The 25,188-nt window shown below is 75.0% G+C and carries 15 protein-coding genes; 7 read left to right on the forward strand and 8 right to left on the reverse strand.

Going from position 1 to position 25,188, the window contains the following annotated elements; all coding sequences use genetic code 11:
* Positions 1-62: 62 nt before the first annotated feature.
* A complete protein-coding gene (locus O7599_RS25800; protein WP_281617999.1) occupies positions 63-857 on the reverse strand; it encodes an Rv3235 family protein in 795 nt (264 codons plus the stop codon).
* A 243-nt stretch (positions 858-1,100) separates the two neighbouring features.
* Between O7599_RS25800 and O7599_RS25805 the strand changes: the two genes are divergently transcribed.
* The 7 genes from O7599_RS25805 to O7599_RS25835 all read left to right on the forward strand — a co-directional run bounded on the left by O7599_RS25805 (position 1,101) and on the right by O7599_RS25835 (position 13,278).
* On the forward strand, positions 1,101-1,613 hold the full coding sequence (locus O7599_RS25805; protein WP_281618000.1) for a hypothetical protein: 513 nt from the start codon (positions 1,101-1,103) through the stop codon (positions 1,611-1,613).
* A gap of 46 nt (positions 1,614-1,659) precedes the next feature.
* Entirely contained in the window at positions 1,660-2,313 is a 654-nt protein-coding gene (locus tag O7599_RS25810; RefSeq protein ID WP_281618001.1) for an HAD family hydrolase, read from the forward strand.
* A 557-nt stretch (positions 2,314-2,870) separates the two neighbouring features.
* Positions 2,871-7,865 carry an NAD-glutamate dehydrogenase gene (locus tag O7599_RS25815; protein ID WP_281618002.1) on the forward strand — a complete coding sequence of 1,665 codons (4,995 nt, stop codon included), beginning with the start codon at positions 2,871-2,873 and terminating at the stop codon, positions 7,863-7,865.
* 64 nt (positions 7,866-7,929) lie between these two features.
* Complete coding sequence (locus tag O7599_RS25820) at positions 7,930-9,450, forward strand: stealth conserved region 3 domain-containing protein (RefSeq protein WP_281618003.1); 1,521 nt, start codon at positions 7,930-7,932, stop codon at positions 9,448-9,450.
* Complete coding sequence (locus O7599_RS25825; protein WP_281618004.1) at positions 9,447-10,463, forward strand: hypothetical protein; 1,017 nt, start codon at positions 9,447-9,449, stop codon at positions 10,461-10,463. Before O7599_RS25820 ends, O7599_RS25825 begins: the two co-directional genes overlap by 4 nt.
* Complete coding sequence (locus O7599_RS25830; protein WP_281618005.1) at positions 10,460-12,079, forward strand: hypothetical protein; 1,620 nt, start codon at positions 10,460-10,462, stop codon at positions 12,077-12,079. The genes O7599_RS25825 and O7599_RS25830 overlap by 4 nt, the downstream gene beginning before the upstream one ends.
* A complete protein-coding gene (locus O7599_RS25835; protein WP_281618006.1) occupies positions 12,076-13,278 on the forward strand; it encodes a glycosyltransferase in 1,203 nt (400 codons plus the stop codon). Before O7599_RS25830 ends, O7599_RS25835 begins: the two co-directional genes overlap by 4 nt.
* A 25-nt stretch (positions 13,279-13,303) precedes the next feature.
* On the opposite strand, the gene O7599_RS25840 is transcribed toward O7599_RS25835, so the two are convergent.
* From O7599_RS25840 to O7599_RS25870, 7 genes are all read right to left on the reverse strand, one after another.
* On the reverse strand, positions 13,304-15,373 hold the full coding sequence (locus O7599_RS25840) for an oligosaccharide flippase family protein (RefSeq protein WP_281618007.1): 2,070 nt from the start codon (positions 15,371-15,373) through the stop codon (positions 13,304-13,306).
* Positions 15,370-16,389, reverse strand: a complete 1,020-nt coding sequence (locus O7599_RS25845; protein ID WP_281618008.1) for an FkbM family methyltransferase — start codon at positions 16,387-16,389, stop codon at positions 15,370-15,372. Before O7599_RS25845 ends, O7599_RS25840 begins: the two co-directional genes overlap by 4 nt.
* Before the next feature lie 7 nt (positions 16,390-16,396).
* The gene (locus O7599_RS25850; protein WP_281618009.1) at positions 16,397-18,346 is read right to left on the reverse strand and encodes a stealth family protein; all 1,950 of its coding nucleotides are present in this window, start codon (positions 18,344-18,346) and stop codon (positions 16,397-16,399) included.
* Positions 18,347-18,473: 127 nt separating this feature from the next.
* A complete protein-coding gene (locus tag O7599_RS25855) occupies positions 18,474-20,804 on the reverse strand; it encodes a bifunctional glycosyltransferase/CDP-glycerol:glycerophosphate glycerophosphotransferase (RefSeq protein ID WP_281623509.1) in 2,331 nt (776 codons plus the stop codon).
* A 168-nt stretch (positions 20,805-20,972) separates the two neighbouring features.
* Entirely contained in the window at positions 20,973-21,896 is a 924-nt protein-coding gene (locus tag O7599_RS25860) for a carbohydrate ABC transporter permease (RefSeq protein ID WP_281618010.1), read from the reverse strand.
* Positions 21,893-23,287: a sugar ABC transporter permease gene (locus O7599_RS25865; protein WP_281618011.1), complete on the reverse strand. Its 1,395-nt coding sequence runs from the start codon at positions 23,285-23,287 to the stop codon at positions 21,893-21,895. Before O7599_RS25865 ends, O7599_RS25860 begins: the two co-directional genes overlap by 4 nt.
* 22 nt (positions 23,288-23,309) lie before the next feature.
* The gene (locus tag O7599_RS25870) at positions 23,310-24,668 is read right to left on the reverse strand and encodes an ABC transporter substrate-binding protein (RefSeq protein ID WP_281618012.1); all 1,359 of its coding nucleotides are present in this window, start codon (positions 24,666-24,668) and stop codon (positions 23,310-23,312) included.
* Between the last annotated feature and the right edge of the window lie 520 nt (positions 24,669-25,188).

The following is a 25,188-nucleotide window of genomic DNA, read 5'->3' on the forward strand; positions in this document are numbered from 1 at the left end:
GTACGGCGGGGCCGGTCCGGTGGGACCGGCCCCGCCGTCCGTCGTACGCGACGCCCGCGCCCTCAGGCCCGGCCGTGCGGACGGGCCGGGCCGACTTCGACCGCGGCGCAGCGCCAGCGGTGGTCCGGGCCCAGCTCCAGGCGGAAGGCCAGCGCCCGCAGACGGTCGCCCAGGGCGACGCGGGCGAACGCCTCGATGACGTCGGGCGCCGGGCGGCAGTAGCCGCACGCCCGCAGCTCGGGACGGGGGCCGCCGCGGAGCGGCAGCTCGTCGGCGAACGCGACCAGTTGGTCGTACGCGGGGCCGGCGGTGTGGCCGAGGAGCCAGTGCATCGGCCGCTGCCCGCTGAGCGCGAGCACCAGCCGCTCGGCGAACCACTCGTGCGGGCGCAGCTCCCCGGACGGGTGCCGTGCGGGCAGGCGGGCGGGGCGGCGGGTGTCGCGCCGGTTCGGCGGGGCGGTGCTGCCGCGGGGCCGCCGGCGCGGGCGGGCCGCGGGCCGCGCGGGCCCGTTGTCGGCCGGACGGTGTGCGGAGTCGCTCTCGGCCGCGTCGGGTGCCGGCCGGGGCGGCGGGTCCTGCGCCGGGCCGTCTGCCGGCTCGTGCGCGGGGTCGTCCCGGGGCGGCGGGTACGCCGCCTCGTGTGCCGGTTCGTGGGGCCGGCCGGGGGCCGGCCGCTCGTGCCGGGGTCCGCGCGGCGGCCCGGCCGCGGTGCCCCGGGCAGTCCCGGGCTCCGTCCCGTCCGGCGGGCCGGGCGCCGTGTCGCCGGCCGGCCCGTGCCGCTCCGGCCCGCGTTCCGGTCGGTCTTCCGGACGCCGCGCCGGTCGGTCGGCGGCCGGCCGGGTGTCTGTGGTCGTCACGCTGTCACCCCCGTGATGCGTGTGGTTCGCGATGCCCGATGGTCTACCGGCGCCCCGCGCCGCCCCGCAACACCCGCCGCCTCCTTCCCGGCCCGCCGCCGGATTCACCTGTCCAGGTGACGGCCCCCCTCCCGCGCCCGCCCGCCGGGCCTGTCGTGCCTGGCGCGGGGGTCGCCGACCGTGCCGTCGCGCCCGGCCCGGCCGTCCCACTCGGACGGGGGACCGCGGCCGTATAGTTCGCCCATGCGCGTGTACGTACCCCTGACCCTGCCCGGCCTTGCGCGGGCGTACGAGGCCGGTGAGCTGGGCCCGGCGCCGCTGGTGGCCTTCGCCGTGACGCCGGCGCTGCGCGAGTGGTACGTCTCGGACAACCTCGAGGAGCTGGAGTACGCGGCCCTCACCCGCGCCGCCCAGGCGTCGCTGCGGCTGCTGGCGATCGCCCCCGCCCCCGGCGCCCCGCCGCGCCGGGTCGTGGTGGCGGCGGAGTTGCCCGACGGCGCCGCGACGGCAGACCCCGATCGGGGGATGGACCCCGCCGCCATCGGCGAGGTGCGTGTCGCGGCGGCCGTGCCGCTGAAGCTGGCGGCGGCGGTGCACGTCGACGCGGACGACGCGGCGGCGGACGTCGCGGCGGCCGTGGCCGCGCTCGGCGCCGCGGACGCCGGGGACGACGACGCGCGGTTCACCGTCGACGGCGCGGAGGACCACGAACTGCTCTGGTACGGCGTCCAGGAGATCGAGAACCTCGTCGGCTGAGCGGATCTCCGGCCCGCTTGTCAGACCGGCCGGTTACCGTTCTGGGGTGCGTACACATCTCGTCTGGGACTGGAACGGGACCCTCTTTCACGACATCCAGGCGGTGATAGAGGCGACGAACGCCTCCTTCACCGAGCTGGGCCTGCCGCCGATCACGCTGGAGCGCTATCGCGAGCTGTACTGCGTCCCGGTGCCCCGGTTCTACGAGCGGCTGATGGGCCGGCTGCCGACGCCCGAGGAGTGGGAGGTCATGGACGAGGCCTTTCACCGGCACTACTGGGTGCGGGCCGAGGACGCCGCCCTCGCCGACGGCGCGGCGGAACTGCTGGCGCAGCGGCAGGCCGCGGGGCAGACGCAGTCGCTGTGCTCCCTCGCCCCGCACCAGCAACTGCTGCCGATGGTGCAGGCGCACGGCATCGCGGACCACTTCGTCCGGATCGACGGCCGCACCGGCCCGTCCGACGGCGGCAAGGCGACGCACATGGTGCGTCATCTCGGCGCGCTCCAGGGCATAGACCCGTCCCGTACGGTCGTCATCGGGGACGCGGTGGACGACGCCACGGCCGCGCGGCACGCGGGGGTGCGCGCCGTGCTCTACACCGGCGGTTCGCACAGCCGGGCGAGCTTGGAGGCCGCGGGCGTCCCGGTGGTGGACAGCCTGGCGGAGGCGGTCGCGGCGGCGGACGAACTGGCGGCGTAGCGGCGCCCGGACGGCCCTTCCGGCACCGGAGCGCCCTTCCGGCACCGGGCCGCACGCCCGGCCCGTACGCCCCGGGGGTGACGTTCGCCACCCGGCGGAACACCGTTCCCAACCGGGCCATACGGAAGGCTTTAGTCCAGGTGAAGGACGGTCCGCAGGCTGGAGAAGCTGTGCGGATCGTCAAAGAACGGGGGCTGCGTTTGTACACATTCGGCCGTGGACGCCGCCCGGTCCCCAGGGGATAGCCTGGTGGGCGTGATCAGCCCGATATCTCACCGGGGCGACGGAGGTGGGGCCCGCGGGGCCCCCACCGCGCCCCTCCCGGCGTCGGTCGGCGCCGGGGACCCCGACCGGGGGGCGGCTGATCGGCGAAACCGGTGCCGCCGCCCGATGATGGCCGGAAGCGGACCGGTGTGTTTCCCGTTCCGGCACGATGCCGCGCAGGGTCCGGAGGCATCCGGGCCGCGGTGCCGTGCCCGCTCGTCAGCAGGGGCCGGGGAGAACTCCCGGCCCACAAGAACCGTCACGCAACGGCGCGCGACAGGAGCCTGAGGACCATGCAGATCAAGCTGGCTGAAGCCAAGAACGAGCTGCTCGCGCGCGCCGCGCGGGCGGACGGGACGGGTGAGGGGGGATTGCCTCCCGAGACCCTCGACGCGTACCTCCAGCGCTACTACCTGCACACCGCGCCGGAAGACCTGCTCGGCCGCGACCCGGTCGACGTCTTCGGCGCCGCGCTCGCCCACTACCGCCTGGCCCAGAACCGTCCGCAGGGCACCGCCAACGTGCGCGTGCACACGCCGACGGTCGAGGAGAACGGCTGGACGTCCAGTCACAGCGTTGTTGAGGTAGTAACGGATGATATGCCCTTTTTGGTGGATTCTGTCACCAATGAGCTGTCCCGGCAGGGGCGCGGCATCCATCTGGTGATCCACCCGCAGATCGTCGTCCGCCGGGACGTCACCGGGCGGCTGCTGGAGGTCCTGGACGCCGGCCGCGACCCGAACGCGTCGCCGCCGTACGCCCGCGGCCTCGAAGACCTGCCGCACGACGCCGTCATCGAGTCCTGGATCCACGTCGAGATCGACCGCGAGTCCGACCGGCAGGACCTCAAGCAGATCACCACCGACCTGATGCGGGTCCTGTCCGACGCCCGCGAGGCCGTCGAGGACTGGCAGAAGATGCGCGACTCCGCCCTGCGCATCGCCGACGATCTCGACGACGAGCCGCTGCCCGACGACATGCCCACGCAGGAGGTGGAGGAGGCCCGGGAGCTGCTGCGCTGGCTCTCCGCCGACCACTTCACCTTCCTGGGCTACCGCGAGTACCGCCTGACGGTCAACAGCGACGGCGAGGAGCTGACCGCCGTCCCCGGCACCGGCCTCGGCATCCTGCGCGCCGACCCGTCGCACGCCGCCCACGCCAAGGGCGACGGCAAGCCGCAGCCCGCCTCCGAGTCCTTCCACCGGCTGCCCGCCGACGTCCGCGCCAAGGCCCGCGAGCACCGCATGCTGGTGCTCACCAAGGCCAACAGCCGCGCCACCGTGCACCGCCCGGCCTACCTCGACTACGTCGGCGTCAAGAAGTTCGACGCCGACGGCAACGTCGTCGGCGAGCGGCGCTTCCTCGGCCTGTTCTCCTCCGCCGCGTACACCGAGTCCGTACGCCGCGTGCCCGTCGTCCGCCGCAAGGTCGCCGAGGTCCTCAGCCGCGCCGGCTTCACGCCCAACAGCCACGACGGCCGCGACCTGCTGCAGATCCTGGAGACCTATCCCCGCGACGAGCTGTTCCAGATCCCCGTCGCGGAGCTGCAGTCCATCGTCATCAGCGTGCTCTACCTGCAGGAGCGCCGCCGGCTGCGGCTCTTCCTCCGCCAGGAGGAGTACGGGCGCTACTATTCGGCGCTCGTCTACCTGCCGCGCGACCGCTACACCACCAGCGTGCGGCTGCGGCTGGTCGACATCCTCAAGGAGGAGCTGGGCGGCACCTCCGTCGACTTCACCGCCTGGAACACCGAGTCGGTCCTGTCCCGGCTGCACTTCGTCGTCCGCGTCGACCCCGGCACCGGGCTGCGCGAGCTGACCGAGACCGACGTCCACCGCATCGAGAACCGCCTCGCCGAGGCCTCCCGCTCCTGGAACGACGGCTTCACCGAGGCGCTGGTCGCCGAGTTCGGCGAGGAGCGCGCCGCCGAGCTGGCCCACCGCTACGCCGGCGCCTTCCCCGAGGGCTACAAGGAGGACTTCGCGCCCCGCGCCGCCGTCTCCGACCTGCAGCACTTCGAGAAGCTCAGCTCCCGCGGCGGCGAGGAGAAGTTCGCCCTCAGCCTGTACGAGCCGGTGGGCGCCGCGCCCAACGAGCGCCGGCTGAAGGTCTACGGGTCGGGCGCGCCGTTCTCCCTGACCCGCGTGCTGCCCGTGCTGCACAACCTCGGCGTCGAGGTCACCGAGGAGCGGCCGTACCTGCTGCGCTGCGGCGGCGACCTCACCGACGCCTGGGTGTCGGACTTCGGGCTGCAGTTCCCGCCCTCGCAGAACGGCGGCGGCCTGGAGGTCGGCGAGGACGCGCGCGAGCGCTTCCAGGAGACGTTCGCCGCGGTGTGGAACGGCGAGGCGGAGGACGACGGGCTCAACGCCCTCGTGCCCGTCGCCGGGCTGACGTGGCGGCAGGCCATGGTGCTGCGCGCGTACGCCCGCTATCTGCGCCAGGCCGGCTCGAAGTTCAGCCCGGCGTACATGGAGGACACCCTCCGTACCAACGTGCACACCACCCGGCTGCTCGTGAGCCTCTTCGAGGCGCGCATGGCGCCGGAGCGGCAGCACGCCGGGCGGGAGCTGACGGACGGCCTCCTGGAGGAGCTGACCGGCGCGCTGGACCAGGTGGCCTCCCTCGACGAGGACCGCATCCTGCGCTCGTTCCTCACCGCCATCCAGGCCACCCTGCGGACGAACTACTTCCAGCACGACAACGACGGAAGCTGGCACTCCTACCTGTCGCTGAAGCTCGACCCGCAGGCCATCCCCGGACTGCCCGAGCCTCGCCCGGAGTACGAGATCTGGGTGTACTCGCCCCGCGTCGAGGGCGTGCACCTGCGCTTCGGCAAGGTCGCGCGCGGCGGGCTGCGCTGGTCCGACCGGCGCGAGGACTTCCGCACCGAGATCCTGGGCCTGGTCAAGGCGCAGGAGGTGAAGAACACCGTCATCGTCCCCGCCGGCGCCAAGGGCGGCTTCGTCGGCAAGCGGCTGCCGGACCCGGCGGCGGACCGCGACGCCTGGCTGGCCGAAGGCATCGCCTGCTACAAGACGTTCATCTACGGCCTGCTCGACATCACCGACAACCTGGTCGGCGGCGAGGTCGTGCACCCCAGGAACGTCGTACGGCACGACGAGGACGACACGTACCTGGTCGTCGCCGCCGACAAGGGCACCGCGACCTTCTCCGACATCGCCAACGAGGTCGCCGTCTCGTACGACTTCTGGCTGGGCGACGCCTTCGCCTCCGGCGGCTCCGCCGGATACGACCACAAGGGCATGGGCATCACCGCCCGCGGCGCCTGGGAATCGGTCAAGCGGCACTTCCGCGAGCTGGGCGTGGACTGCCAGACGGAGGACTTCACCGCCGTCGGCATCGGCGACATGTCGGGTGACGTCTTCGGCAACGGGATGCTGCTCAGCGAGCACACCCGGCTGATCGCCGCGTTCGACCACCGGCACATCATGGTCGACCCCGACCCGGACCCGGCCGTCTCCTACGCCGAGCGCCGCCGCCTCTTCGAGCTGCCGCGCTCCTCCTGGGAGGACTACGACACCGCGAAGCTCTCCGAGGGCGGCGCGGTGTTCTCCCGCAAGGCCAAGGCGATCCCGGTGAACGCCCGGATGCGCCGGGCGCTCGGCATCGGCGACGGCGCCGCGAAGATGACGCCGGCCGAGCTGATGAAGGCCATCCTCCAGGCGCCGGTCGACCTGCTGTGGAACGGCGGCATCGGTACGTACGTGAAGTCCTCGGTGGAGACGCAGGCCGACGTCGGCGACCGGGCGAACGACGCGATCCGGGTGGACGGCGTCGACGTACGGGCGCGGATCGTCGGCGAGGGCGGCAACCTGGGGCTGACGCAGTTGGGCCGCATCGAGTTCGCCCGCAGCGGCGGGCCGGACAACCAGGGCGGCAAGATCAACACCGACGCGATCGACAACAGCGCCGGTGTGGACACGTCCGACCACGAAGTGAACATCAAGATCCTGCTCAACCAGTTGGTCGGCGACGGCGACATGACCGTCAAGCAGCGCAACCGGCTGCTGGAGGAGATGACCGACGAGGTCGCCGCGCTGGTGCTGCGCAACAACTACGCGCAGAACACCGCCCTGGCCAACGCCGTCGCGCAGGCCCCCAGCCTGCTCCAGGCCCACCACCGCTACATGCGCAAGCTCAGCAAGGACGGCGCGCTCGACCGCGAGCTGGAGTTCCTGCCCAGCGAGAAGCAGATGCGCGAGCGCCTCACCGCGGGCCTCGGCCTCACCCAGCCCGAGCTGGCGGTGCTGCTGGGCTACACGAAGATCACCACCGCGGACGACCTGGTCGCCACCGGGCTGCCCGACGACCCGTACCTGGAGCGGCTGCTGTTCGCGTACTTCCCGCAGCCGCTGCGCGACCGCTTCCCCGACCAGATCCGCGCGCACGCGCTGCGCCGCGAGATCGTCACGACGGTGCTGGTCAACGACACCGTCAACACCGGCGGTACGACGTTCGTGCACCGGCTGAAGGAGGAGACCGGCGCCTCGACGGAGGAGATCGTACGGGCGCACACCGCGGCCCGCGCCATCTTCCACCTCGGCGACTTCTGGGACGAGGTGGAAACCCTCGACAACGTCATCGCCGCCGGCGTCCAGACCCGCATCCGGCTGCACTCGCGGCGGCTGGTCGAGCGCGCCACCCGCTGGCTGCTCAACAACCGGCCGCAGCCGCTGCAACTGGGCGAGACCATCGCCTTCTTCAGCGAGCGCATCGGGCAGGTCTGGGCGGCGCTGCCGAAGCTGCTGCGCGGCACGGACCTGGAGTGGTACGAGCGCAACCAGAACGAGCTGACCGACAACGGCGTCCCGGCCGAGCTGGCGCAGCGGGTCGCCACGTTCTCGGCGGCGTTCCCGACGCTGGACATCGTCGCCGTCGCCGACCGCACGGGCCACGAGCCGCTGGACGTCGCGGAGGTGTACTACGACCTCGGCGACCGGCTGTACATCAGCAGGCTGATGGACCGCATCGTGGAGCTGCCGCGGGCCGACCGGTGGCAGTCCATGGCCCGCGCGGCCATCCGCGAGGACCTGTACGCGGCGCACGCGCTGCTCACCGCGGCCGTGCTGTCGGCGGAGCCGGACGCGGAGGGCGAGGCGATCACGCCGGAGCTGCGGTTCAAGACGTGGGAGGAGAAGAACGCCGCCATCCTGGGGCGGGCGCGCAGCACGCTGGAGGAGATCCAGAGTTCGGACTCGTTCGACCTGGCGAACCTGTCGGTCGCGATGCGGACGATGCGCACGTTGCTGCGGACCAACCGGTAGCGGCGCGGGGCACGGGGCGCGGTGGTGACGGAACGGGGCGGGCGAATGGCGTAGTTTGTCCCGCATGGGGCAGACAGCCACGGACCAGCGACCGCCGCGCGTCGGCCCCGGTACGGCGTCCGTCGTCGCCGCGTACCGCCGTGCGCTCCCCCGCGCCGTCCGCCGCCACCTCGCCGTCCTCACCGCCCCGCACCACGCCGACCGGCTCCGCGCCGCCCTCCGGGCCCGCCGCGAGCAGGCCGCCACCGAGGCCCCCGGCCGCGTCGTCGTCACCGTCGACGGCCGGCCGCGCATCGCGCACCTGCAGCGGGCGCTCTCCCCGGTGCAGGCCCGCCGCGTCGGCGTGCTCGCGGTCACCCGGGCGCTGCGGACCGCGGGCGTCCCGTACTTCGCGGTGCGGGGCCGCGCGTGCGGCCCCTCGGTCGTCGCCGTGCCCGCGGCCCACCGCCGCCGGGCGGGCCGGGCGCTGGCGCGGCTGTGCCGGGTGCAGCCGGCGTACGTGACGGTGGTGGCGGGTCCGGGTGCGGGTGCGGGTGCCGCCGGTGAGTACGCGCGGCTCGTGCCCGGCTACGAACCGGGCGTCTGGCAGCAGTTGGAGAAGGCCGACGTGCTGCGCCTCACCTGGTTCCGCACCGAGCCGGGCCGCCGGGTGGTCGTCGGCGCCGACTCCGGCTGCGAGGTCGAGTTCTGGCACCGGGACGCCACCGGCGACCGGCTCCGTGCGCCGCGCCCCGGCCGCGTCGCCGACAGCGTTCCGGCCGGCGTCACCACGGTGAGGATGACCGACCGCGGTTCCTGGGGCTGCGGCCGGCTCACGCTGCGTACCCGCGAGGAGTTCGCGCACCCGCTGCCCGACGACGTCACGTACGCGATCGACGCCGTCTACACCTGGACCGACCCCGAACTGCGCCACGCGCTGCGCTCCCTCGCCACCTACGCGCCCTGGATCCGCCGCGTCCACCTCCTCACCGACGACGGCGTACCGCCGTGGCTGGACACCGCCCACCCGGGGCTGAACGTCGTCGGGCACCGCGAGGTCTTCGCCGACCCGACTGCGCTGCCGACGGTCAACCCGCGCGCCGTCGAGAGCCAACTGCACCACATCGACGGGCTGGCCGAGCACTTCCTGTACTTCGGCGACCGCCTCTTCCTCGGCACCGAGACCGTCCCCGAGCACTTCTTCCTGGCCAACGGCCGTACCCGGTTCTTCGTCTCGCCCGAAGAGGAGCCGCTGCCGCACGCTCCGCACCCGCTGCGGCGCAGCGTGCTGTGCGAGATCGAGCGCGAGTTCGGCGACCGGCACACGGCCACCGCCGCCCACCGCCTCCCGCACCGCCACGACCTGGCGATCCCGTCGTCGCTCTACCGGCACTACGCCGCCGCCACGGGCCGCGCCGCCGCGGCGACGCTGCGCCAGGCGGACGTGGACCTGGCCGCGACCGGCGCGGACGCCGCGCTGCGCGGGCTGCTGGCGGCGCGGGACCGGAGGGTGATCCGGGTCCGGGGCTCGGGGACGCCGGGGCTGCTGGGGGCGTTCCTGGAGGCGTACTTCCCCGTGCCGAGCGCGTACGAGCTGCCGGGATGAGGGCGGTGGCGGGAAGCGTGGCGGCCGAGCACCTGACGCTGCTCGACGGGCGGACGCTGAACGTGTGCGTGCGGCTGCCGGAGGCCGGGGCCGGCCGTACGGCGGCGTGGCTGCGGGCGGGTGACCGGGCGCTGCGGCTGGAGGTGGCGGGGGAGCGGGCGTTCGGCACGTACGTGGTGGAGCCGGTGGCGTGCGGGGCGGGGCGGGGGCGGCGCGGGGCGGCGGGGGCCGGGCACGGGCTGGAGGTGATCGCGGTGGAGGAGGGGGAGGCGCGGGAGTTGCGCGTGGAGTGGGCGGCCGGCCGGCGGCGGCGCCGTGGGTACGGGCTGGCCGCCGTCCCGGCCGTCGGGGAGGCCGTCGGCGCGGCGGCGGGGCCGGGGACGGGCCCCACGCGACCGGATCCGCCGCATCCGGACGGTTGGCGTGTCACCGTCACGTCGCCCGCGGCCGGCTGCCCCGCCGTACTGCGGGCGGAGCGGCTGCCGCCGCACGCCGAGGTGGACCGGGTCGAGGTGGGTTGGACGGAACTGGCCATCCACGGGCGGGTCGTGGGCCTGGCGCGGCCGGGCGTCGTGGCGCCCCGCGGCGGGTCGCCGGGCGGCGTGCTCGCCGCCGTCCTGCGCGGTGCCGCGCCCGCCGCCCCGGCCCCCGGGCCGCCCTCCGACGAGGGGCTCGTGGCTGAGCTGGTGATGCGCGGGGAGGGCGGGACGGTGTGCCGGCTGGGGACGACGGAGTGCGGGGGCGGGAGGTTCGTGGCGGCGGTGGCGGGCCGGGAACTGGCGAAGCTGGCGGAGTGGAGCGGGGAACGGACCTGGGACCTGCGGGTACGGGCCGGGGGGTGCGCGCTGCCGGGCGGGCGGTTGCTCGGCGACGTCGTCGACCCCGGGCGCGTACACCGGCTCCCGAACCGTCTGCTCGTCGCCGACTCCGGCGCCGTCGTCCGGACCGCCCCGGGCTACACCCCCGCCGGCCGGCTGATCCTCGTCACCGAGGTCGTGGGGGACGTCCGGTGAGGATCACGTTCCTGGCGGGGCCCGCCGCCGCACCGTCCGCGGCCGCCGCGTACGACAGCGCCGCGCGGGCCCTCGCGGCGTACCACGACGTGGAGTTCGCCGCCGGACCGGATCCCGCCGCCCTGCGCAGCCTCGACGCCGACGTGCTCGTCACCGCCGACCCCGGCCTCGTCCCCGCCGCCTGCACCTTCGCCCCCGCCCGCACCCTCACCGTCCACCGCGCCCCCCGGCCCGGCCACCCGCCGCCGCCCGGCGCGCCCGAGCTGGACGCGCTCGTCGTGCCGACCGAGGCCGACCGGGCGGCGTGCGAGGCGCAGTTGGGCCCGGCGGCGCCGCGGATCGCGGCCGTCCCCGACGACGCGCGCGCCGCCGGCAGGTGGCACGCACTCCTGACCGAGCTGGCCGCGCTCCGCGACGACGAACCCCGTCGCCAGCGCGACCGCGCCGACCGCGCCGCCTTCCACCGCGCCGCCACCGCCCCCGCCGCCGAGCCCCGCTCCCTGCCGCCCCACTCCGCGCCCGGGGCGGCGGAGCTGCGGCGGTGGGAGAAGGCGGTACGGGCTTCGGGGAGCGGCGGCACCCGCCGGCTCGTGTGGGCGGACGGGCAGGTGGCCGAGGTACGGGACGATCTCCTCGCCGCCGACGCGTACGCCGCCAACCTCCGCCTCGCCGCCGACGCGCTGGAGGCCGCCGACGTCCCGTACCTCCTGCTGGGCGACGCCTCCGAAGGCGCCGACGCGTCCCAGGGCACCGACGACGACGCTCCCCGCCACCGGCTCGCCGTGGACGCCGGCCTGCGCTCGCGCACCTGCCGCGCGCTGGCCGGCGCGTACCCCGGCCAGGCCGTCTACGCCGTGCCCCTCCACTCCCACGACGCAGCCGAGGCGGTCCCGGTCCCCGCCGAACTGCTCACCGCCACCGCCGCACCACCGGCGCTCCGCCTCTACCGCCCGTACGTCACCTCCGGCCGCACCGTCCGCTACGGCTCCGGCCACGGCTGCGACATCGAGTTCTGGCACCGCCGTCGGCGCGGCGGCGCGTACGCCACCCCGCGCGCTCCCACCGAGCTCGGCCCCACCCTGCCGTCGCTCACGCCGACCGCCGTGTCGTACGTCCAGGACCGGGCGTTCCCCACCCTGGGCGCGTTCGTCGCCGACCCCCGGCCGCCCGTGCACGCCGTCTACACGCGCACCGGCCCGGCGCTGCGCTACTCGCTCCGCTCCCTGGCGATGTTCGCGCCCTGGGTACGCCACATCCACGTCGTCGCCGAAACCCCGCCGCCCTGGCTGGACACCGACCGCCCCGGCCTCACCCTCGTCGGCCGGCGCCACCCCCGCGACGGCCTCTCCGCCCGCGTCCTCCCCCTCGCCGACGACGTGTTCCTCGGCCGCACGCTTCCCGCCGGGCGCTGTTCGGGCCCGCTGCGCGCCGAGGCCGCGGGCGGCCATGAGCCGCGGCGGCTCGACAGACTGTTCGCCCGCCGCGACACCGACGTCTTCTGTCTCGGCCTCGACGGCAAACTTCCGCGGGGCGTCCAGGCGTTTCTGGAGGGGTACTTCCCGGTGCCGTCGCCCTACGAGCGCGCGGGGGCGCGCAGGGAGGGCGTACGCGCGTGAGGATCGTCTTCCTGCTCGCCCGTGCCGACGAGCCGGGCGACGCCTCCCGGGCCGTCCTCACCCGCGCCGGCCACCTCGCCGCACGCCACGACGTCGAGGTCGTCAGCGTCTTCCGCACCCGAGACCGGCCGGCCCCGGCGCTCGACGCCGGCGTCCCGCTGCGCCACCTCGTCGACCGCACCGGCCCCGTCCCCGTACCGCTGCGGCCCACCGCCCTCACCGACCGCGCCCGGCAGCAGCTCGCCGCCGTCCCCGGCGCGCTCGTCGACCCCATCCTGGAACCGGACTTCGACGCGCTCACCGACACCGAACTCACCCTCGCCCTGCGCACCCTCGACGCCGACGTCCTCGTCACGGCCTCGCCCGCGCTGCCGGGGCCCGCCGCGGACCACGCCCCCGCGGGGGTGGTGCGGATCCACGAGGAGCACGGCGCGGGGGACGGTGCGTGGCCGGCGCGGGTGGGGGAGTGCGACGCGGTGGTGGTACGGACGGAGGGTGCGCGGCGGCGGCTGGCGGAGGCGCTGGGCGCGGGGTTGCGGGGTCCGGCGGCGGTGCCGCGGCTGGCGGCGATCCCGTACCCGGCGCCGGCCGGCTTCCGGCCACGCTCGTCGCGTACGACGCGGACGGCGGTGGTCGCGGGCCCGCTGACGCGGGCGGGCCACGCGGTCACGGCGTTCGCGTCGGCGTCCGCGGACGCCCCCGGCTGGCGGCTGCGGGTGTTCGGGGACGGCCCGGAGCTGCCGCGGCTGCGCCGGCAGGTGGCGGAGCTGGCGCTGTACGAGCGGGTGGAACTGCTGGGTTTGAGCCCGCACATGGCGCAGGAGTGGGCGAAGGCGAGCTTCGCCGTGCTGCCGTCGACGTGCGGCGAGGTGCTGGAGGCGTACGCGGCCGGGGTGCCGGCGGTGGCGTACGACGGGGCCGGCGGCCCGGCGGAGGTCGTCCGGGACGGGATCGACGGCCTGCTGGTCCCGCCGGGCGACGGGGCGGCGCTGGCGGGCGCGATGGCCCGGCTGATGGCGGACGACGCGGAACTGCTGCACCGGCTGGGCGCCGGCGCCCGCGCGGGGACGGGGCGGTTCGCGGCGGAGGCGGTGACGCGGGGATGGGAGGAGCTGTGCGCGGAGCTGGTCGCGGTCCCGGCGGCGGTACGGGCGGAGCGGGCGGCACGGCACCGCGTGCCGGTGGCGCGCGGGCGGTAGCGGCGCAGCCCGGCCGCACGCGGCGCTACGCCACCGGGGTGTGCGGTGCGCCGCGCGGGGCGGGAGCGCGGGTGGCCCGCGGGGGGCGCGGTGCCGCCGGCGGGGGCGTGCGGTGGCCGGTGAGCGCCGCGGAGAGCGGCAACTGCTCGTGCAGCGCCGAGCACAGCAGGACCACGGGCGCGAGCCCCAGCAGACCGTAGAGGAACGCGGGGCCCGCTTCCTTCGCCGCCGAACCCGCCAGCGTCGCCAGAGTCCCGGCCGCCGCCCCGATGACGGCGTGCACCGCGTGCCCCCGCAGCACCTCCCGCACCCGCACCAGCCCGCACCGCCCCCACCGCACAAGTTGCAGCGCGTGCCCCGCGGCCGGGCCCGCGGCGGCGGCGCAGGCCAGCAGCGGCAGGGCGTGGCCGGAGCCGCGCCACGGGAACACGAGGGCGAGGGCGGCGGCGGTGGCGAGGAGCACGACCAGGTGCGTGCCGAGGAGTTCGCGGCGCCGGCCGCGGGCGAGGTCGAGGGAGCAGCCGGCGGAGTAGACGAGTTGCAGCGCCGCCACGGCGCAGAGCCACGGCACGAGCGCCGTCGCGGACTCCCAGCCGGGGCCGAGGAGCAGCGCCAGCGCGGCGGGCCCCAAGCCGGCGGCGGCGCCGAACCCGGCGAAGGCGGCGGCGGAGGCAGCGGTGACGGCAAGGCGGGCGGCGGGGGCGTCGACGCGGCGGGTGCGGCCGGCGGTGCGACCGGCAGTGCGACCGGCAGTGCGACCGGGCGTGCGGCCGGGCGGGGGGCGGTCTCCCGGCACCCGCCGCCGGCCGGGTCCCCGGCCGGGGCCCGGCTCCCCGTCGTCGCCCGGGTCACCGCCGGGCCCGCCGCGTCGCCCCGGGGCCGGGCCGAGGTCCAGGCCGTGCTCCCCGTACGCGTCGCGGCCCGCGCCCGACGCCCGGTTCAGCACCCTGCCGTAGACGCCCACCGGCACCTCGCACAGCGCCGCGGCGCGCGCGTAGACCCCCGCCGTGCCCGGACCCAGCAGACGGCACACCGCCCACAGCGGTGCGCCCGCGGCGACGAGCCGCAGCAGCCCGTACCCGGCCGCGAACCACGAGAACCGGATCAGCCCCGCGGCCTGGACCGGAGCCCCGTCCGGCAGCGGTGTACGGGACAGGAGCAGCGCCGCGGCGCCGAGCGTCACCGCGGCGCAGACCGGCGCCATGGCGGCCAGCCCGAGGGGGTTGGCGCCGCCGCCGAGCAGAAGGATGCCGGTCGCGGCGCCGGCCGCCTGGCCGCCGGTGTCCGTCAGTACGGCGGCGCCGGGGCGGCCGGCGAGATGGAGGGCGGCGACGGCCGCGTCGGCGGCGGGCCGGCAGAGGAAGGTGCAGGCGAGGAGGCTGAGAAGGGAGGTGGTGTCGGGGGTGTGCAGGAGTGCGGCGGGCAGCGGGGCGGCGAGTTGCGCGACCGCGAAGCCGACGATCCCGGTGAGCGCGCCGAGGCGGAGCGCGGCGTGGGCGGTGGGCCGGGTCAGCGGCTCGGCGCGGCGCAGGGAGGCGGCGATGCCGGTGCCGGCGAGGAGGGTGAGGACCTGGACGGCGGTGAGGGCCACGGCGTACGCGCCGAGGTCGGCGGGGGAGACATGGCGGGCGGCGTAGGCGACGCAGCAGAGCTGGAGCAGCAGCCCGCACACGGCACCCCCCGTCCGCCAACCGGGCGGCGGAGCCGCGGCGCCGCCGCCGCGCGCGCGGGAGCCGCGCGGCCGGCCGGCGGCGGTGCCGCGGGGCTCCGCGGCGCCCGTCGCGCGCGCCGCGCCGGTGGCCCGGCCCGCCGCGCCGGCAGGTCCGCTCCCCGTACCCGACCCGGCGACCGCCGCCGGTCCGTGCCCCGCTCCGTCCCGCGCGTCCGTTCCGCCCCGCGTCCGCCGCACGCGCGGGCCCCGTCCCCTCAGCCTGGCGCGCAGCACGCCGCCCGCCGCGACCGCCGCCCGCGCCGCGCGGCGTACCGGCACCGCTCGTACCGCCGACTCCACCGCGCCCCGGCGCACCTCCCCGCCGGAGGCACCTCCGGCTGAGGCACCCTCGGAAGCACCTCCGCCCGGGGTGTCCCCGCTCACCGTCCCACCGCCTGTCGCCACGTCCACGGCAGTCGTCCCCCCAGCCCCGGCCCCAGCCCCGGCCCCAGCCCCGGCCGCGGCCCCGGCGGGCCCTGCGGCACCGCGTGCGGCGCGTTCCAGCCGCGGGGGAAGGGCTCGCCCGGGGGCACCACGACGTTCTCCTCCCTGCCGCACGCAAGCACCGCCCGCAGCCATCCCCGCTGCGTCGCGTAGAAGTCGTCCGTCAGCGGCTCCGGGGCGAACAGCCAGTCGCGGCACTGCCCCTGGACGTGCGGCGCGTAGCTCGTCGCGTCGTGCGCGCGCCACGGCGTCTCCGGGTGGATGAGATGCAGCCCGTACCCCAGATCCGTCAGCTCGCCCAGCGCCGCCGCCATCGCGCCCGCGTCCGTGCCGGGCAGCACCTCGCAGACGATCCATGGCCGGTGCTCGCGCAGCACCCCGCGCGCGCCGGCGAGGACTTCGGGCTCGTGCGTCTCGACGTCGATCTTGATCAGGAACGGCGCGTGGCCGTGCCGCTGCGCGAACCCGTCGACCGTGCCGACCGGCACCCGCACCGACTCCGTGTGCGCGCGGTGCGCGGCGTTGAGGGAGTTGGAGCTCTCCGCCTTCAGCGACAGGTACAGCTCCGCGGTGCGGCCGCGGTCCGAGAGCGCCATCTGCCGTACGTCGAAGCCCAGCCCGTTGCCGTCGCGCAGGGCGCGGCACAGCGCGGCCGTGCGCGGGGTCGGTTCGAAGGCGACGGTCTGCAGCCGCTTGGCGCCGTGCACGAGGTCGACGAGGGCCGCGTACAGCCCGATGTGCGCGCCGACGTCGTAGACCGCCGCGTGCGGCGGCGCGTACTGCGCGAGCGTCAGCAGCGTCGCCTGCGTCAGCGGCTCGTAGCCGGCGAGGCCCGCGCGGCGGAGCTGGCGCTGGACCGCGGTCTCCTTCCGGCTGAGCACGTTGATCGCGCGGGGGTACGCGGCGGCGCCGGGCGGCGCGGCCGGGTGCACCGGCGTGCGGACGGCCAGGGGCATGGCCTGCTCACCTCTCCAACGGGATCTCGAACGGGCCGGGGACGGGGAAGTACGCCTCCAGGAACGGCCGCACCAGCTCCACCTGCCCGGCCAGGTCGCCCGCGCCGGAGAGCGTGTCGTTGAGGCAGAAGACGTTCCGGTCGCGGCGGCGCAGCAGCCGCCGCAGGCGGGCGGCGAGGTCGGGATGGGCGAGGTCGACGTAGTCGTACGGGATCTGCCCCGGCACCGCGCGGCCGGTGAGGGCCGCGTAGTAGTGGTGGAACGCGGACGGGATGGACAGATCCGTGGCGCTGCGGAAGCGGCTCGCCGCGGTCTGCCGGTGCCGCTCGGGGAAGCGCTCCTCGATCTCCGCCAGGGTGCTGCGCCGCAGGGCGTGCGGCGTGTGCTTCATCTTCTGCGTGATGTGCGTGCCAAACCTCTCCTGCAGCAGCGCCCTGTTGTTCTTTCCCGCGATCGACACCGGCACGTCGCCGGCGTCGGGCGGCCCGGAGGGCAGCAGCGCGCGGGACGGGAAGTACCGGGTGATGCCGCTGGCCAGGAAGAACCGGTCGGGCAGCAGCGGGGCGCCGAGGAAGACGTCGTCGTTGAAGTAGAGGAAGTGTTCTGCCAGGCCGTCGATGTGGTGCAACTGGCTTTCGATGGCGTGGGAGTTGAACGTCGGCAGGACGCCCGGGTCGGTGAAGATGTCGCGGTGGTCGACGACCGTGAGGCGGGGGTGGGCGGTGTCGAGCCAGTCGGGGGCCTGGTCGTCGGTGACGAGGTGGACGTGCCGGATCCAGGGGGCGTACAGGTGCAGTGAGCGGAGCGAGTAGCGAAGCTCGTCGCGGTTGAGGTAGCGGGCGTCGTTCGCGGCCTCGGCGTGGTACGGGACGCCGCCCGCGGCGGCGCGGCGGCGGCGCCAGGCGGGGTCGTTTCCGTCGACCCAGGTGTAGACGGCGTCGACGGGGAAGGGCAGGTCGTCGGGGAGCGGGACGGTCATCTCGGGGCGGCTGCGGACGTCGGGGACGCGGCCGAGGGAGTCGGGGAGTACGAAGCGGGTGAAGAGGCGGCCGGGCGCGGTGACGTACGCGCCGTCGTGCGGCACGGACTCCACGACGCGGTTGAAGCGGGGCGCCACGAGCCGCGTGCCGCCCCGGCCCGCGCCGCCCTCGCCCGCCTCTCCCCGGCCCGCGTCGCCCGGGCCGCTCTCCTCGTCCGGTTCCTCCGCCCAGAACTCCACGTCGCAGCCGTAGCCCGCGCCCAGCAGCGTGTGCCCGCCGCGGTCCGTGTAGTAGCAGGTGAACCGGACGACCGCCGCCCCCGCGAGCGCCTCCCACGCCGCGGGGTCGCCGGCCGGACGTACCCGGTGCTCGGGGCGCCTGCGGCGTTCGGGCAGGCAGACGTAGCCGGGGTGTCCGGCGCACAGGGCGGTGAGGGCGGCGACGGCGCGGGCGCGGAGGGAGGCGGGCACGGCGACGGCGGTGGAGACGCTGCCGTAGCCGCGGACGGCGAAGTGCTCGACGCCGGCGGCGTCGAGGGCGGCGGTGACGAGGCGCAGGTTCTCGTTCCGGGCGTCCAGCGGCGTCGGGGAGCCCAGTACGACGGCGAGCCGGGTCTGGCCCCGGTAGTGGACGACCCGGCGGTCGGGGCGGCCGAGTTGGCCGGTGGCGCGCAGGGCGCGCAGCGCCGCGCGCTGCCCCGGCGCGGGGACCCGCCGGGAGACGGCGCCGAGCGCGCGCTCCACCCGGTGCCGGGCGGCGGGGCTCGCCACGGCGACGACGAGCCGGCGCACCCGGTGCGGCACCGCGCGCCGGTACTGGTGGACGAGCCAGGGCTGCCCGGGCTTCCCGCCGTTGGCGTCCACGGCGTACGTGGGGTACGGGCCGGGCCGCGCCGGAGCGGAGCGGGGGCGGCCGACTCCGGTCGCGGGGCGCGCCGGCGGCGGGGCGGCGGGCCGCGCGCCGCGGGTCTGTGTCATCCGTACCTCCGGCTTCCGAGCTTCCGGCGTTCGTACGCCCTGCTTCCTTCCCTCCGCCCGCCCTGCCTCCGGCATCCCCGGTCCCGCCGCGCCCCCTGACTCTTCGCGTCGTGCTCCCGCGTCCCGGTCATTCGCTGCGCACCACCGCACTCCCCGCCGGCCGCGGCAGCACCCCCGGGACGCCCCGCGCCACGCCGCCGGGCCCCGCCACCGGCGGGCACCCGGCCTCGCCCAGGAACACGTGGCGGACCACGCGCTCCGCGGCGTGCCCGTCGTCGTACGGGCAGAACCGCCGCCGGAACTCCGCGAGCCGCGCCGCGGCGGCGGGGGCGGCGTGGGCGCCGGTGGCGAGCACGTCGGCGATCTCGTCGGCGGTGCGGCAGACGAGGCCCGGCGGCCCGGCGGTGAGGTCGAAGTACGTGCCGCGCGCCACCCGGTACGCCTCCCAGTCGGCGGCGTGGATCACGATGGGGCGGCCGAGCAGGGCGTAGTCGAACATGACGGACGAGTAGTCCGTGAGCAGCGCGTCGGAGGCGAGGCACAGCTCGGTGAGCGACGGGTGCGCGGTGACGTCGAGCACGCCGGCCGGCGGGGTGCCGGGGAGCGCGGCGTCGTGGAAGTAGTGCGCGCGGGCCAGCACGACGACGTGCGCGCCGCGGGCGCGCAGCGCGCGGGCGAGGTCGCCGAGGTCGAGCGGGGGGACGTGGTCGGGCAGGTAGTCGCGGTGGGTGGGGGCGTACAGGACGGCGGTGGCGCCCTCCGGGATGCCGAGCCGCGCACGCGACTCGGCGCGCGCGGAGTGCGGCAGGGGCGCGCCGGCGAGGGCGTCGTTGCGCGGGTAGCCGTACTCCAGGGTGGTGTGGTCGGCCGGGTAGGCGCGGCTCCAGACCAGCGTGGAGTGGCGGTTGGCGGAGAGGCTGTAGTCCCAGCGGTCGACGCGGGTCATCAGCGCCGCGAAGTCCATGCCCGCCGCGCCCGCCGGGTGGTCGGCGAGGTCCAGGCCCATCTTCTTCAGCGGCGTGCCGTGGTGGGTCTGCACGTGGACCTGGCCGCGCCGCTTGACCACGTCCTGCGGGAAGTTGACGTTGTTGACGAGGTACGTGGCGCGCGCCAGGGCGCGGTGGCAGGCGCGCGAGCCGGGGCGCAGCACCCGTACGCCGGGCGGGACGGTGTGCGCGTAGCGGGGGCGGGCGATCCAGGCGGTGGCGAGGCCGGGGACCAGCTCGCGGGCCTTGGCTTCGAGTGCGGCGGGGTTGCAGGAGTAGCCGCGGTACCAGTACGCGGCGAAGACCGCCAGGTGCGGGTCGAGGGGCAGGCGGAGCTGGAGGCGGTAGTAGAGCCGGCCGCAGCCGGCGCGGGCGCGGCGGGCGGCGCGGCGGGCGAGGTCGCGGACACGGGCGAGGAGGCGGCCGGCGGCGCCGAGGAAGGAGAACGCCCGCCGGGTGCCGAGCCGTACGAGCAGATGCCGCGTCCGGACCCGTACCCCGGGCGCGACCCGCACGGCACCGCCGGCCGCGCCGCCGTCCCGGGCCCGAACCGCACCGCCCGCCCGTACGCCCGTCGCCGCCCGCGCCGCCGGCCCCGCTCCGTACCGCAGATACTGCGCCCGCGCCCGCCGGAAGAACTCCGCCCGCTTGTGCCGCGGCACCCGCTCGCCCCTGTGGAAGATCGCCGTCAGGTGGTCCACCATCCGGACGAACAGCACCGGCCGCCACCGCTCCAGCCGCCGCTCGGCGAGGAACGCGAACACCCGGTCGTACTGCTCGAAGACGTCGAGGTGCTGCTCCCCGGGCGTGCCGAGGATGTTGCCGGACCGCCGCTGCCGGTAGTGCACGCACACCCGGTCCAGCACCGCGATCCGCTCCGCGGACAGCAGCGCGGGGTACGTCCACGGGGCGTCCTCGTAGTAGCCGGGCGGGAAGCTGAGGCCCTGCGCGGCGACGAAGTCCCGCCGGTACGCCTTGTTCCACACCACCATCAGCAGCCGCAGCAGCTCCGGCCGCTCCGCCAGCGTGAAGACCTGCGGGCCGCGTTCGGCCAGGAGCTCGGCGCGTACGTTGCGGGTGTGGCGGCCGTCCCAGTAGGCGCGGGCGTAGTCGTAGACGAGGACGTCGGGGTCGCCAGTGGCGGCGAGCCGGTCGGCGATGGCCTGGAGGGCGCCGGGGACGAGGGTGTCGTCGCCGTCGAGGAAGAGGACGTAGTCGCCGGTGGCGCGCTCCAGGCCGGCGTTGCGGGCGCGGCCGAGGCCGACGTTGGCGCTCAGGTGGACGGGGGTCAGCCGCGGGTCGCGGGCGGCGGCGGCGTCGATGATCTCGCCGCAGAAGTCGGGGGAGCGGTCGTCGACCGCGATGACCTCCACGTCCGCGAAGGACTGCGCGAGCACGGACTCCAGACACTCGTCGAGATAGGCGTGGACCCTGTACGCGGGGACGATGACGCTGAACCGGGGCACGGACACATCCCAGGGCGGGCGGCGGCGGAAGGACGGTCCGCTGGTCGGAATGTCCTTCTTTCTGGTATCCGCCACGGTAGCCGCGGCGCCACACCCCCGGCCGTACGACAGGACGGCCGCCCGGGTGATGTCCCCGGGCGGCCGTCTCGCCTGCGGCTGCGCGCCGCCGCGTGCCTACTTCACCGCGCCCGCCATCACACCCGACACGAACTGCCGCTGGAAGGCGAAGAAGACGATGAGCGGGATGACCATCGAGATGAACGCGCCGGACGCGATCAGCTCGATGTTGCTGTCGAACTGCCGCGCCTGCTGCTGCACCGCCACCGTCAGCGGCGGCTTGCCCGGGTCCGCGAAGACCAGGGCCACCAGCATGTCGTTCCACACCCACAGGAACTGGAAGATGCTCAGCGCCGCGATCGCCGGCCCGCCCAGCGGCATCACGACGCGGAAGAAGAGCCGCAGCTCGCTCGCCCCGTCGATGCGCGCCGCCTCCAGCAGCTCCCGAGGGATCTCCGCGAAGAAGTTTCTCAGTAGGAAGATGGCGAACGGCAACCCGAACGCGACGTGGAAGAGCACCACGCCCGTGATCGTGTGGAACAGGTTCAGGTCCTTGTACAGCGACGCGATCGGGATCAGCGCCACCTGCACCGGCACCACCAGCAGGCCCACCACCGCCAGGAACACCCAGTCCCGGCCGGGGAAGTCCATCCACGCGAAGGCGTAGCCCGCCAGCGCGCCGATGACCACCACCAGCACGGTGGACGGCACGGTGATCCAGATCGTCGTCGGCAGCGCGCCCATCACGTCTTCGTTGCCGAAGAGCGCGTCGTACGTGTCCGTGGTGAGCTGCCCCGGATCGCCGAAGACCTTCCACCAGCCGGTCGTCGCGATGTCCGCCGGATCGCGGAACGAAGACAGCAGCAGCCCCACCGTCGGGGTCAGCCACAGGAACGCCACGATGATGAGGAACGCCCGGACCGCGCCACCGCCCGCGTACCGCCCGATGCGGGAGGCGATCGACTCCTTCGGCGGCGCCTCCGTCTTCGCCTCCCGCGGTTCCGGCTTCGGTGCGGTCTCCGCCGCTGCTGCGGTGGTCATCGGCCGGACTCCTTTCGCAGACGGCGGATATTGAAGATCATCACGGGGACGACCAGGAGCAGCAGCACGACGGAGATCGCGCTGCCCACGCCCAGGTCGGGCTCGGTGCCGGCGAACGCCTGCTGGAACAGCTCGACGGCCAGCACGTTGCCGTCCTCCAGCCGGGCGCTCGGCACGATGATGTAGACGAGGTCGAAGATCTTCAGCACGTTGATCATCAACGTGACGAGCACGACGGCCAGCACGGGCGCCAGCACCGGCACCGTGATGCGCCGGAACACCTGCCACTCGTTCGCGCCGTCGACCCGCGCCGCCTCCATCAGCTCCCGCGGCACCGACGCCAGACCCGCGGCGATCAGCACCATCGCGAAGCCGGCCCACATCCACACGTACGCGGCGATCACCGCCGGCGTGACGAGCGACGGGCCGAGCCAGTCGACGCCGCCGTACGCCTCCTCGAAGTTCGAGGCGGGCAGCCGGAGCTGAGCGCCGTCGGCCGCGGCCGGCAGCGTGAACGTGCCGTCGGAGGCCGTCGTGGCCGAGGCGACGACCTTGCCGTCCTTGACCGCCTCGACCTTGATGTCCTTCAGCGCCTTCTCACCGCTGTCGACGACGTCGGGCTCGCCGCCGCCGGGCTTGAAGTCCAGCCACACCGTGCCGCTGACGCCGTCGCCGGCGGCCTGCGGCTGCGCCGCCGGCTCCTCGCCGGCCGCGTCCTGCGGCTTCACCGCGACCAGCGGCAGCAGCGCCGTCTGCCCGGCGCTGACGGTGGCGTCGCTGGTGAACGGGCCCGTGTCCGGCCCTTTCAGATCGGCGTTGGGGCGCGGGCGGGCGCCCGGCCAGGGCGCGCCTTCGCTGAACGTGTCGTGGATCGTCGTCCACGCCGCGTTCGCGGCGCCGCGCTCCGGCTCGTTCTGGTAGACGAGGCTGAAGATGACGCCCGCCGCCAGCATCGAGATCGCCATCGGCATGAAGACGACCATCTTGAACGCCGTGCCCCACCGCACCTTCTCGGTGAGGACGGCGAAGATCAGCCCCAGTGCCGTACAGATCGCGGGCGCGACGAGCACCCAGATCAGGTTGTTGCGCAGCGCGGTGCGGATGCGGTCGTCGCTGAACAGTTCAGTGTAGTTGTCCAGGCCGATGAACTCGTCGCCGGAGATGTCGAAGAGGCTGCGGTAGACCGAGTACACGATCGGATACAGCACCAGGGCGCCGAGCAGGACCACGGCCGGCAGCAGGAACGCCACCGTGATCCAGCTCTTCGTCCGTACCACCGACTTCGGCGGCCTGCTCCGCTTCTCCTGCGTCTCCTGCGACTCGTGGCCCGGCGGGGCGAGGGGGGAGGGTGCGGCGGAGTCCGCCGCACCCCCCGCCGACGAGGTCGACATCAGGGTCTCCCTGCTCCGTCCGTCAGCTCTTGTACGCCGCGGCCGCGGCCTTTTCGAGGTCCTGCTGCGCGCCCTCGACGTCCTTCGGGTCGGCCAGGAAGTCCTGCAGCGCCTTCCACTCGCCCTTGCCCGCGGTGCCGCCGAAGTCGGCGGGCGCCTGGTCGGACATGTCGAAGCGGAAGTCGTCCCCGGCGTCGACGAGCGCCTGCGCGATCTCCCGCTGCACGTCGTTCGGGTACGTGGCCGCGTCCATGTTCATGTTCGGCGAGATGAAGCCGCCCGGCTCCGCCCACGTCTCCGCCGCCTCGGTGGACGACAGGTACGTCAGCAGCGCCTGCGCGCCCTTGGACCCGGTCAGCGTCACGGCCGCGTCGCCGCCGGTGACCACCGGCTTGTCCGGGCCGACCGCGGGGAACGGGAAGATCTTCGCGTCCTCGCCGACCTTCGCGTCGGTCTCGTTGACGAACGCGCCCACGAAGTCGGCCTCGAAGACCATGGCGGCGGCCGGGTTCTCCAGGTCGGCGAACGGAGCGGTCGCCGAGTCCGGGAACGCCATCTTCGTCGCCTTCTTGGCGCCGCCCGCGATCAGCGTGTCGTTGCCGAACAGTTCGCCGAGGGTGGTCAGCGCGTCCTTCACCGACCCGTCGGTCCACGGGATCTCGTGCGCCGCGAGCTGGTCGTACTTCTCCGGGCCCGCCTGCGAGAGGTAGATGTTCTCGAACCAGTCGGTCAGCGTCCAGCCGTCCGCGCCGGCGACCGCCACCGGCGGCACGCCGGAGTCGGAGATGAGCTGCGCGGTGTCCAGGAAGCCCTGCCAGTCCTCCGGCTCCTGGGCGCCCGCGTTCTCGAAGGCCGTGGTGTTGTACCAGACCAGGGACTTGTTGGCGGCCTTGCAGTACACGCCGTACTGCTCGCCGTCCACCGCGCCCAGATCCTGCCAGCCCTGCGAGAAGTTCTTGCCGAGCTCCTTCTTCGCGGCGGCGTTCAGCGGCTTCGCCCAGCCCTCCTTGACGAACTCCTGCAACACGCCCACCTGCGGCGCGAACACGACGTCCGGCGGCTTGCCGCCCGCGACCTGGGTTCGGACGAAGGACGCGACGTTGTCGCCGGTCGGCACGTACTCCACCGAGGCGCCGGTCTGCTCCTCGAAGCCGTCGAGAACCTTCTCGAAGTTCTCCTGCTCCGGGCCCGTCCACACGGCGCCGACGCGCAGCGACTCACCGTCCAGCTTCGGCAGCTTGACGCTGGAACCGGACTTGTCCACGTTCGCGCCGTCACCGCCGTTGTCGTCGCCGTCGTCGCCGCACCCGGCGGCGGTCACGGCGAGCGCGCCCGCGGCGACGATCGCCACCGCGGCCCGCACGACTCTCACCTGCTGCATCCCAGCCTCCCCAGGAAACGCGGGGCAGATGGGGTTGTCCCGTTCCGGCACAAACCTGCCCCGCGAGGTCTGTGCCGTTTTACCGGTGCGAAATGCTGTGGGGTATGTCCTACGCCCGGACCGGCGGCCCCGCAATAGCGCTTCGTACGCAAACCGCCTCAGCGGCCGTTTCGTGATCCGTCCGTGATGGGGAAGCGTTCGGAACGTGAAGGCGGGCGTGGGGTGGCCGGAGCCGAGGAAGGCGCAAAAACGGCTGGTGGGAGGGGGCTTGAAGAACCAACGGGTGCGGGTGCGGAGGGTGGGGAGAGAGTTCGGCCCGTGGAGGGAGGACAGGTGCGGTGGGTTGACGGCGGAGACGGGTGGGATGGCAGGTTGTTGCTGGAGGGACGTGTGGGGCGAATGGTGTGAGTGGGAAGTTGAGGGCAGGTGCGTGCGGCCGTGGGCGCGTACGAAGGGTGGAAGGTACGTACCTGCCGACTGGGGCCGTGGTGCGGAGATGAGAGCGGGCCGGTCCGGACAA

The sequence above is a fragment of the Streptomyces sp. WMMC500 genome (assembly GCF_027497195.1).
In the GTDB taxonomy this organism is placed as follows: Bacteria; Actinomycetota; Actinomycetes; order Streptomycetales; family Streptomycetaceae; genus Streptomyces.